General features: G+C 72.4%; 9 protein-coding genes. 6 read left to right on the plus strand and 3 right to left on the minus strand.

Annotation, left to right across the window (positions count from 1 at the left end; all coding sequences use genetic code 11):
- Positions 1–1,386: amidase (locus C1I99_RS24060; RefSeq protein WP_111136477.1), on the minus strand; the 1,386-nt coding region annotated here is incomplete at its 3' end.
- 16 nt (positions 1,387–1,402) lie between these two features.
- Entirely contained in the window at positions 1,403–2,545 is a 1,143-nt protein-coding gene (locus C1I99_RS24065; protein ID WP_111136478.1) for a cystathionine gamma-synthase, read from the minus strand.
- A 199-nt stretch (positions 2,546–2,744) separates the two neighbouring features.
- Here C1I99_RS24065 and C1I99_RS24070 point away from each other — a divergent pair, with 199 nt between their 5' ends.
- The 3 genes from C1I99_RS24070 (at position 2,745) to C1I99_RS24085 (ending at position 7,341) form a co-directional block, all read left to right on the plus strand.
- Positions 2,745–4,913, plus strand: a complete 2,169-nt coding sequence (locus C1I99_RS24070) for a S8 family serine peptidase (RefSeq protein WP_111136479.1) — start codon at positions 2,745–2,747, stop codon at positions 4,911–4,913.
- 185 nt (positions 4,914–5,098) lie between these two features.
- Positions 5,099–5,521: an HIT family protein gene (locus C1I99_RS24080; protein WP_111136481.1), complete on the plus strand. Its 423-nt coding sequence runs from the start codon at positions 5,099–5,101 to the stop codon at positions 5,519–5,521.
- Between the two features lie 215 nt (positions 5,522–5,736).
- On the plus strand, positions 5,737–7,341 hold the full coding sequence (locus C1I99_RS24085; protein ID WP_146604037.1) for a hypothetical protein: 1,605 nt from the start codon (positions 5,737–5,739) through the stop codon (positions 7,339–7,341).
- Between the two features lie 83 nt (positions 7,342–7,424).
- Here the strand turns inward: C1I99_RS24085 and C1I99_RS24090 are convergent, their stop codons facing one another.
- Positions 7,425–7,922: a hypothetical protein gene (locus tag C1I99_RS24090; protein WP_111136483.1), complete on the minus strand. Its 498-nt coding sequence runs from the start codon at positions 7,920–7,922 to the stop codon at positions 7,425–7,427.
- Between the two features lie 163 nt (positions 7,923–8,085).
- On the opposite strand from C1I99_RS24090, the gene C1I99_RS24095 reads away from it, so the two are divergent.
- From C1I99_RS24095 to asnB, 3 genes are all read left to right on the plus strand, one after another.
- Positions 8,086–8,301, plus strand: a complete 216-nt coding sequence (locus C1I99_RS24095) for a Fic family protein (protein WP_233512678.1) — start codon at positions 8,086–8,088, stop codon at positions 8,299–8,301.
- A 55-nt stretch (positions 8,302–8,356) separates the two neighbouring features.
- Positions 8,357–9,019 (plus strand): peptide-methionine (S)-S-oxide reductase MsrA, encoded by a 663-nt coding sequence (gene msrA / locus C1I99_RS24100; protein WP_111136485.1) that lies wholly within the window; start codon positions 8,357–8,359, stop codon positions 9,017–9,019.
- A gap of 246 nt (positions 9,020–9,265) precedes the next feature.
- Positions 9,266–10,172, plus strand: a 907-nt coding sequence (asnB, locus tag C1I99_RS24105) for an asparagine synthase (glutamine-hydrolyzing) (RefSeq protein WP_111136486.1), incomplete at its 3' end; no start/stop codon positions are given.

Below are 10,172 nucleotides of genomic sequence, written 5' to 3' on the forward strand. Positions count from 1 at the left end.
GGCTTCTTCACCGACCACTCGGTCGACCTGCTGCTCACCCCGGCGCTGGCCAGCACGCCGCCGGAGGCCGACGACTGGTCGGACCGAGCCGGGCGGGCCGACCAGCTGCACCGCCAGCGGAAGCCCGTCGGGGCGGCGGCCGACCGGCACCGCGAGGGCGGGCAGGCCGGCGATGTTCCACGGCGCCGCGTACGGGGCGTACCGGATGTTCGCCACCATGTTGGCCCGCCAGGATCGGTCCGACCAGTCGTCGGCCTCCGGCGGCGTGCTGGCCAGCGCCGGGGTGAGCAGCAGGTCGACCGAGTGGTCGGTGAAGAAGCCGATCGAGCGCTCGCGCCACGCCGTCCGGTCGGCCTCCCGGACGTAGCCGCGCCGCTGCGCCCACTCGCCGAGCGCGACGTGCCGGCGGCTGCGCCGCTGCAGGCCCCGCCGGTCCAGCCCGGCGGCCCGCGCGTCGGCGGCGGCCGCGGCGAACCAGGTGGCCATCCCCTTCAGGCCGAGCGAGGTCGGGTAGACCGGGTCGGCGGGGACGGTGTCGTGCCCGGCGCCGGCGAGCAGCCGGGCGGCGGCGGCGACCGCGTCCCGGTTGGGCTGGTCGGGGTGCACGCCGCGCACCGGCGAGCGGAGCGACACGCCCACCCGCAACCGCTGCGGCGGGACCAGCTTCTCCGGACGTCGGCCGGCGAGCACCGCGAAACCGACCGCCGCGTCCGCCACGGTGGTGGCGAGCACGCCGTGCTCGGCGAGGCCGAACCAGTCGTCCGCACCGAGCTGGTACGGCACCACTCCCCGGCCGGGCTTGAGCCCGACCAGCCCGCAGCAGGCCGCCGGGATCCGGATCGAGCCGAGCCCGTCGTTGCCGTGCGCGATCGGCACCAGCCCGGCCGCCACCGCGGCCGCCGAACCCCCGGAGGAGCCACCGGGGGTACGCCCGGCGTCCCAGGGGTTGCGGGTGACCGCGGTCTCGTCGTCGGTGCTGCCCCACAGGCCGAGTTCCGGCATGCGGGTCACCCCGAGGATCACCGCGCCGGCACCGCGCAGCCGGCGGACCACCTCGTGGTCGGCCTCGGCGACTCCGGTACGCGCGGCGGCCGACCCGTTCCAGGTGGGCAGGCCGGCGACCGGGGTGTTCTCCTTGACCGCCACCGGCACCCCGGCCAGCGGCAGGTTCGCCAGGTCCTCCTGCTCGTCGACCTTCTCCGCCTCGGTGATCGCCTCCCCGCCGCGTACCGTGCGGAACGCGGCGAGGTCCGTGTCGACCGCGGCGATGTGGTCGAGGTGGTCGGCCACCACCTGGGTGGCGGAGACGTCCCCGCGGCGTACGCCCCGGGCGATCTGCTTGGCGGTCGCCCCGACCCAGGTCGGCATGATGTCCTGCACGGCCACCCTCCCCAGCCAGCGGTCAGCCCAGCGCCTGCTCCAGATCGGCGAGCAGGTCGTCGACCGTCTCGATGCCGACAGACAGTCGCACGAGATCGCCGGGAACTTCAAGCGGCGAGCCGGCAGCACTTGCGTGTGTCATCCGGCCCGGGTGCTCGATCAGGGACTCCACCCCGCCCAGCGACTCGGCGAGCACGAAGAGCTTCGCCCGGTTGCAGATCTCCACGGCGTGGTCCTCGCCGCCGGCCGCCCGGAAGGAGATCATTCCGCCGAAGCGGCGCATCTGCTTCGCGGCCACCTCGTGGCCGGGGTGTGACGGCAGGCCGGGGTATATGACCTGACCGACCTTCGCGTGCCCGTCCAGGTACGCGGCGATCCGCTCGGCGTTGTCGCAGTGCCGGTCCATGCGGACACCGAGGGTCTTGATGCCGCGCAGCGTGAGCCACGCGTCGAACGGGCCGTTGATCGCGCCCATGGCGTTCTGGTGGTAGCGCAGTTCCTCGCCGAGAGCGGCGTCGGCGGCGATCAGGGCGCCACCGACCACGTCGGAGTGCCCGCCGATGTACTTGGTCGTCGAGTGGACGACGACGTCCGCGCCCAGCGCGATCGGCTGCTGGAGGTACGGCGAGGCGAACGTGTTGTCCACGACCAGCAGCGCGTCGGCGTCGTGCGCGACCGCCGCGAGCGCGGCGATGTCGGCGATGCCGAGCAGCGGGTTGGTGGGGGTCTCCACCCAGACGATCCGGGTGCGGCCGGGCTGGACGGCGGCGCGGATCGCGTCCGGGTCGGACACCTTCGCCGGGGTGTAGTCCAGCCCCCAGCGCTCGGCGACGCGGGCGAAGAGCCGGTACGTCCCGCCGTACGCGTCGTCCGGGATCACCACGTGGTCACCCGGCTTGCAGACCGTACGCAGCAGGGTGTCCTCGGCGGCCAGCCCGCTGGCGAAGGCGAGCCCGACGGGCCCGCCCTCCAGCGCGGCGAGGCACTCCTGGAGCGCGTCGCGGGTCGGGTTGCCGGAGCGGCTGTACTCGTAGCCCAGCCGGGGCGCGCCGACGGCGTCCTGCGCGTAGGTGCTGGTCTGGTAGATCGGTGGGATCACCGCGCCGGTGCGGGCCTCGGGGTCCTGGCCGGCGTGGATGGCGAGCGTCTCGAAGCCGTGACTCATTACCGGAACGTTAGTCGTCCAGCCCTTCCCAGCCTATGGAACCCCGGCGGCAGGTCGCTCCCGGGGACCCGGCACGGCACGGGGTTACCACCCCGCTGCCGCTCACCGCCCGCCGGTCCGGCCCGGTGGTGCGCCTCTGCCACGATACGGGGGACCGCCGGAGCCTCCCCCGTTCGCCGGCGTACCCCGAGGAGATCCCATGGCTCGTGTCACACGCTGCCGCCAGATCCTGGCGGGGGCCGCCGCCTGCCTGCTGACGTCGCTGTCCGCGCTGCTCGCGCCGCCGGCGCCGGCGTTCGCGGCGGAGAAGTTCGCCGCCGCCTCCGCCGGCGGTGTCGCCGGCAGCTGGATCGTGGTGCTCCGCGGCGCCGCCGCACGCGACGTGGACGGCAGCGCCCGCGCGCTACTCCGCAAGCACCGCGGCGCGCTGACGGCCCGCTACCGGGACGCGCTTTCCGGATTCGCGGTACGGATGTCCGAGGCGGACGCCCGCCGCCTCAGCCAGGAGCCGCAGGTGGCGTACGTCGCCCAGAACTCCGTCCTGACCCCGCAGGACACGCAGGTCGACCCGCCCTGGCACCTCGACTCCCTCGACCAGCACGGCGGCGCGTGGGACGACTCGCACACCTACGACACGACCGGGCAGGGCGTGCACGTCTACGTGATGGACAGCGGGATGCGGCACACGCACACCGACTTCGGCGGCCGGGCCACCGGTGACGTGAACTTCGTGCCGCAGGGCATCGACCGGTGGGGCACCGGCGACTGCGCCGGGCACGGCACCCGGGTGGCCGGCGTCATCGGGGGCCGGGTGCACGGCGTGGCGAAGGGGGCGCGCCTGCACACCGTGCGGGTGGGCGGCTGCACCCCCGGACAGGTCGAGTGGGCCATCGACGCGCTCGACTGGATCGTCCGCAACGCGGCCCGCCCGGCGGTGGTGAACATCAGCCTGGCCACGACGGCGAACGCCGCGCTCGACGCCGCCGTCGCCGGGGTGCTCGACGCCGGCATCCCGGTGGTCGCCGCCGCGGGTAACCACGGCCGCGACGCCTGCGGCTTCTCCCCCGCCCGGGTACCGGACGTGATCACCGTCGGGATGGTGCACGCCCTGCGGGACCGGCTGCCGAACTCGAACTTCGGCCCCTGCGTGGACCTGTTCTCCTTCGGCGACCGGATCCCCACCACCACCGCCGACAGCGACACCTCCACCACCCTGGACTTCGGCGGCACCTCTGCCGCCGCGCCGATCGTCACCGGCGCGGTGGCCCGCTACCTGCAACGCTTCCCCACCGCGTCGCCGCAGACCGTCGCCGCCCGGCTGGCCGACGAGGCGACCCGGGACCGGATCGTCGACCCGGCCGGCGCGCCCAACCTGGTGCTGTACGCCGACCCGGGCGGGCCGGGTAACGACGGCTTCGCCGGTCGGCACGCCGACGTCAACGGGGACGGCCGCGACGACATCGTCAGCTTCACCCGGGGCACCTCCGCCGACGTGCACGTGGCGCTGTCGTACGGAGGCAGCTTCGGCGCGCCGGCCCTCTGGCACACGTACTTCGCGGCGGGCCAGGAGTTCCCGGTGCTCGGCGACGTCAACGGTGACCGCCGCGACGACCTGATCACCTTTACCAGGGGCAATGCGGCCAACGTCTACGTCGCGCTCTCCACCGGCACCTCGTTCGGACCGGCCCAGCGTTGGCACACCTGGTTCGCGGCCCTCAAGGAGACCCCGCTGGTCGGCGACTTCAACGGCGACGGGCGGGCCGACCTCGCGACGTTCGTCCGGGAGGACGTCCGGGACGTCTACGTCGCCCTCTCCGACGGGACCACGTTCGTCGGCAGCGGCGTCCGTTGGCACGCCGACTTCGTGGGCGACGACGGGATCCCGCTGGCCGGGGACGTCAACGACGACGGCCGGGACGACGTCATCGCGGTCGACCGGTTCACCGGCACCGCGGTGAGCGTCGGCCTCTCCACCGGCAGCGGCTTCCTGATCGCGCCCCGGTGGCTGGACTACTTCCTGACCCTCGGCAGCAGCGAGGTGCCGGTGGTGGGCGACTTCGACGGCGACGGGCGGGCCGACCTGGCGGCTGTCAACCTCAACCAGCGGTACGTCGACGTCGCCCTCTCCACCGGCACTCGCTTCCTGCCGCGCACCCGCTGGGGCTGGACCTTCCCGGGCGGCGGGGCGATCCCGGGCGCCGGGGACTTCACCGGCGACGGCCGGGCGGACATGGTGGCGTTCACCCGTGGCGCGGAGGCGGACGTCCACGTCACCCGGTCGACCGGCACCGGCTTCACCGACCTGCGCCGCTGGCACGACACGTTCGCCGGCGGCACCGCGATCCCGATGCCGGCCAGCCGCTGGTGACCGGTCACCGGCAGGTGGTCGCCCGGCTTACCGACGGCCCACCCCTGCGGGCCGGTGGCAGCGGAGTGTCGGGCCGGTGGCGATGCTGGCCGGGTGAGCTCGACGTCGCCCTGCCGTCCCGCCTGATCGGCGCAGCCGACCGGCCTGGGGCCCTTGTGCGGCACGAGCGGCACTAGCCTGGGCCGATGGCGGCGTGCGTGTTCTGCGGAATCGTGGCGGGTGAGGTGCCCGCGACCCGGGTCGTCGACGAGCCGGACGGGGTGGCGTTCCTGGACACCCGGCCGGTGTTCAAGGGGCACGTGCTGGTGGTGCCGCGCACGCACCTGGTCACGCTGGCCGACCTGCCGTCCGAGTCGCTGCCCGGCTACTTCGGTCTGGTGCGGCGGCTGGCGATGGCAGTCGAGGCCGGGGTGGGCGCCGGCGGTACGTTCGTGGCGATGAACAACAAGGTCTCGCAGTCCGTACCGCACCTGCACACCCACGTGGTGCCCCGCACGAAGGGGGACGGCCTGCGCGGCTTCTTCTGGCCCCGCACCCGCTACGCCGACGACGCCGAGGCGCAGGGCCACGCGGAGCGGATCACCGCCGCGCTCATTTCGGCCGGCTGAAAAAACCCGGCGACTCGTCCGGCCAGCGGCAGAAGTTGCACAGCGGGCATCGGCATGTATTGCAATTCGCCGCTATCTGATGACCGCAATCCCACAATGGCCAACAGTCGATTGTCGGGCTGACGACTTAGGGAATGACCGATGCCGATCTGATGGAAAAGTGCGTCCTGCCGGGCGGGGCATCAGGCCCCGCCCACCCGGTGTGGGGAGAGCAGATGGCACGAAGAACGACAGTGGGCGCCGTCGCGTTGGCCACCGTGGCCGCGCTGCTGCCGCTGACGTCGGCCGCCGGCGCGAGCGCGGCACCCGTGGCCACGGGTGCACCCACCGAGCCGGCCGCTCGTACGACGGCCACCACCGTCCGGCCCGAGGGGCCGCTGCGGCGCTCGACGGCCACCGCGAAGGAACTGGCCGACCTCGACCAGCGGCACCGCGACCTGCGGGAACGGATCACCTCGGCCCAGCCCGGCCCAGCCGGCGGCCCGAGCACGCTCGACCGGCCCCGGCAGGTCCCGCAGACCGACGCGGGCGGGGAGATGAGCGCCCAGTCACTGCTGATCCGGCGCAACAACGCCAACACGCGCGCGTCGGCGGTGAGCAGCACGCTCGGCGAGACCGCGGCGGCCAACGAGGGCTCCTCGGTCTTCTACACCGGCAACACGTACGCGTCGTACTCCACCAACGACGGCGTCACCTGGACCGGGGTCGGCCTGCCGGCCGGGCCGGCCGACGCCCCCAACGCCTGCTGCGACCAGGATGTGGTCCGGGCGCACAGCACCGACCGCATCTTCAGCATCCTGCTCTACACGAATGCGGCGTTGAACAATGGCGGAGTTCGGATCTTCGTCCGTGACAATCCCGCCAGCGCACCTTTGTGCACCTATTACATCGACCCGGGTGGCGCCGCGGACGACGTGCTGCCGGACTATCCGCACATCGGGCTCAGTGCCAATGCCCTCTATCTGACCGTGCAGAACCAGCGCGCCGGTTCCTGGATCGGTTCACAGATCATCCGGTTCAATCTGGCGCAGATGTCGGCGTGCACCACCGCCACCACCCACACCCTGACCCATGTCGGGTCGGTCGGCCAGCGGGTCTTCACCCCCATCGAGGGGGCGCAGAACTCGACCACGATGTACTTCGGGGCGATCGAGAACACCAACTCGTTCCGCATCTTCAGCTGGGCGGAGTCGAGCACGTCGGTTCCGCAGACCGTCCGCGCCATCAGCTCGTCCACCTTCAGCAACCCCGACTGCCGGGGCGGTACCGGCAACTTCGACTTCATCGAGCGGGCGACGTCCTGGTCAGCGGCCGGGTTCCGGATGCGTGGGGCGCTGCACGGCAGCCGGGTCACCTGGTACTGGCACTCCGCGCCGACCGGCGGCATCACGCAGGGACACGTCCGGGCGGCGTCGTTCCGCACCTCTGACCTGACGTTGGTGGAGGAGCCGCACATCTGGAACGCCGGGCACTGCTTCGGCTACCCGGTGGTGAGCGGCAACGTCTTCGGTGACCTGGGGATCTCCATCGCCGCGGGTGGCGCCGCCGGTGGTGGCGGCGCGGCGGCGCAGGGCTACGTGGGGGTGGACGACACCCCGGGTGACCCGATCGCCTTCGGCACCGTCATCCTCACCGCCTCCGGCACGCACAACCGCACCGACGGTCGGTACGGCGACTACTTCACGGTCCGCACCAACGCGAAGTGCCAGCAGACCTGGGTCGGCACCAACTACGCGCTGTCGGGCGGCAACACGACGTCCGCCCACGTCAATGCGCGGTACGTCGAGTTCGGCAGCTCCCTCGACGCGGGCTGCTTCTGACCGGTGAGCCGGGTGGGTGGGTGGTCGGGCGACCGGCCACCCACCGCCCGTACGCGGCGCGTCCCTCGGCACGGACCCGGTCGTCAGCCAATTCGGAAGCCCGCCGAGTGGACCCGCTCGGCGACGGTGCCGTCCGGGATCGCCGACCGCCGGAAGCCGAAGGTGATCCGGTAGAACCCGGCCGGCAGCGGCGTCGCGGAGAAGCTACTACCGGCCGTGTCGAGCCGGAACTCGCGCCGTTGACCCGGTGACCAGACGACGACGCTGCTCGCCCGCTCGACGCCGCAGTTGTCGTACCCGGTCCAGGTTTCGCCCTCGCGGCGTTCCAGCAGCACCGGGGAGCAGTCGGTCTTCAGGTCGTCGGCGAAGACGGTCCCTCCGCTGTCGTTGGCCACCGTGAGCACGACGACCTCACCCGCCCGGTAGCGGTCGGCCGCCACGGTCACCGTGACCCCGTGGGCGGTGCCAGTTGGGCCCGTCGTGGCCTGGGCGGGGTCGTCGGAGGCCGGCCGGACACAACCGGCGAGCACGACGACGGTGAGGATCGCGACGGTGGGCAGGTGACTGCTCCATCTGCTCATAGCGTTCGGACGCATCGCCGGCCAGACCCGTTCCGCTACGGTCGTGAGGGCCGACATCCGCCAGGGTCTCGCGGTCGAGCGGGTTCAGCGGGCGTGACGGGTGATCCCCGGGCCGGGGCGGGCCTCGTGATCGCCGGTGGACGCGAAGCCGAACGACTGGGCCGTGGCCCATCACCGCTTCGAGGTCATTCATCCCTTCCTGGGCCGGAACGGACGTGCAGGTCGACTTGTCCTCAGTCTCCTGCTCGGCAGGCTCGGCTACCCACCCGCGATCAGCTACAAGCACGACCGCTCGGCGCAGCAGCCAGAGCTGGGTCGAGGAGTACGCGCGGACGCGATGGGCGGCGAGACCGCGCCTGAGGGCAGGCGGGGCGGGTAAGGAAGACGGGCCCGCCGGCGTTGCAGGCTGGGAAGGGTACGAGAGGAGTCCCACCGTGTTCCTGCGCCGCATGAAGGCCGAGATGATCACCCCCGAGCAGGCTCTGCCCGGCCGCCTTATCGCGATGCCGGTCGCCGACCGGCACGAGGTCCTGGGTACCCCGCTGAAGGGCCCGTTCCCCGAGGGGGCGCAGGTCGCCGTCTTCGGGATGGGCTGTTTCTGGGGCGCCGAGCGCCTGTTCTGGACCCTGCCGGGCGTGATCACCACGTCGGCGGGCTACGCGGGTGGCTACACGCCGAACCCGACGTACGAGGAGGTCTGCTCGGGCTCGACCGGGCACGCCGAGGTGGTCCAGGTGGTGTACGACCCGAGGAAGATCAGCTACGAGGACCTGCTCAAGGTCTTCTGGGAGAACCACGACCCGACCCAGGGCATGCGCCAGGGCAACGACGTGGGCACCCAGTACCGGTCGGCGATCTACGCGACCACCGACGAGCAGTTCGCCACCGCGCAGGCGTCGCGGGACGCGTTCGCGCCGATCGTGGCGCGGGCCGGCAAGGGCGAGATCACCACGGAGATCGACCGGCTCGGTGACTACTACTTCGCCGAGGACTACCACCAGCAGTACCTCGCGCCGACCAAGAACCCGAACGGCTACTGCAACCACGGCCCGAACGGGCTGAGCTGCCCGGTCGGGGTGGCGCGTACCGCCGGCTGACCCGATGCCCGGGTGACCGCCGACCCGGTGACCGGCGCGGGCGACCGCGCCGGTCACCGCGACCGGAACTGAGCGATGGATCACTTGCGAGGCCCGGCGCATATCACCCGGGTCGGCCTGCTCGACGCACCAGGACACCGCCACCGTCACTCCTGGTGACTAAACTATGCAGTCTAGCAATTCTTCAAGAAACTGTTATCAGCCCAACGGGCGATTCCTCCCCATGCTCTGGCAGCATGGGCTGGCATGTGCGGACTTGCGGGAGAACTCCGCCGTGACGGCTCACGCGCCGATGTGGCGGCGGTGGAGCGCATGGCGGCCACTATGAGTGACCGGGGGCCCGACGACAGCGGAGTGTGGGCCCAGGGACCGACCGCCCTCGGGCACCGACGCCTGAAGATCATCGACCTATCGGCGGCAAGCGGGCAGCCACTGGTCGACCCCGGCGCGGGGCTGGCCGGCGTCTTCAACGGCTGCATCTACAACTACCGCGAGTTGCGCGCGGAACTCCAGGCCAAGGGGCACCGCTTCTTCTCCTCCGGCGACAGCGAGGTGGTGCTCAGGGCGTACGCCGAGTGGGGGCTCGACTTCGTCGACCACCTGATCGGCATGTTCGCCGTGGCGATCAGCGAGCGGGACACGGGCCGGCTGGTGCTGGCCCGGGACCGGCTCGGCATCAAGCCGCTCTACCTGGCCGAGACGCCGGGTGTGGTGCGCTTCGCCAGCACCCTGCCCGCGCTGCTGGCCGGCGGCGGCGTCGACACCGGCGTCGACCCGGTGGCGCTCGCCCACTATTTGAGCTTCCACAGCATCGTCCCGCCGCCGCGCACCATCCTGCGCGGCGTCACCAAACTCCCCCCGGCGACCGTTCGGGTGTACGAGCCGGACGGCCGCACCAGCGAGCGGGTGTACTGGGACCCGGCGTTCACCCGGGCCACCGAGCGGGCCGGCTGGTCCGACAAGGACTGGCAGGACGCCCTGCTGGAGTCGCTGACCACCGCCGTACGCCGGCGGATGGTCGCTGACGTGCCGGTCGGCGTGCTGCTCTCCGGCGGCCTCGACTCCAGCCTGGTGGTCGCCCTGCTGGCCGGCGAGGGCCAGCGCGGTCTGTCCACCTTCTCCATCGGCTTCGACTCCGTGGGCGGGCGGGAGG

The organism is Micromonospora deserti (assembly GCF_003236335.1).
Taxonomy (GTDB): domain Bacteria; phylum Actinomycetota; class Actinomycetes; order Mycobacteriales; family Micromonosporaceae; genus Micromonospora; species Micromonospora deserti.

Bases quoted from the DNA above. Each gene is read 5' to 3' on its own strand.
- C1I99_RS24065 (WP_111136478.1), bottom strand. From the start codon at position 2,545: ATGAGTCACGGCTTCGAGACGCTCGCCATCCACGCCGGCCAGGACCCC.
- C1I99_RS24070 (WP_111136479.1), top strand. From the start codon at position 2,745: ATGGCTCGTGTCACACGCTGCCGCCAGATCCTGGCGGGGGCCGCCGCC.
- C1I99_RS24080 (WP_111136481.1), top strand. From the start codon at position 5,099: ATGGCGGCGTGCGTGTTCTGCGGAATCGTGGCGGGTGAGGTGCCCGCG.
- C1I99_RS24085 (WP_146604037.1), top strand. From the start codon at position 5,737: ATGGCACGAAGAACGACAGTGGGCGCCGTCGCGTTGGCCACCGTGGCC.
- C1I99_RS24090 (WP_111136483.1), bottom strand. From the start codon at position 7,922: ATGAGCAGATGGAGCAGTCACCTGCCCACCGTCGCGATCCTCACCGTC.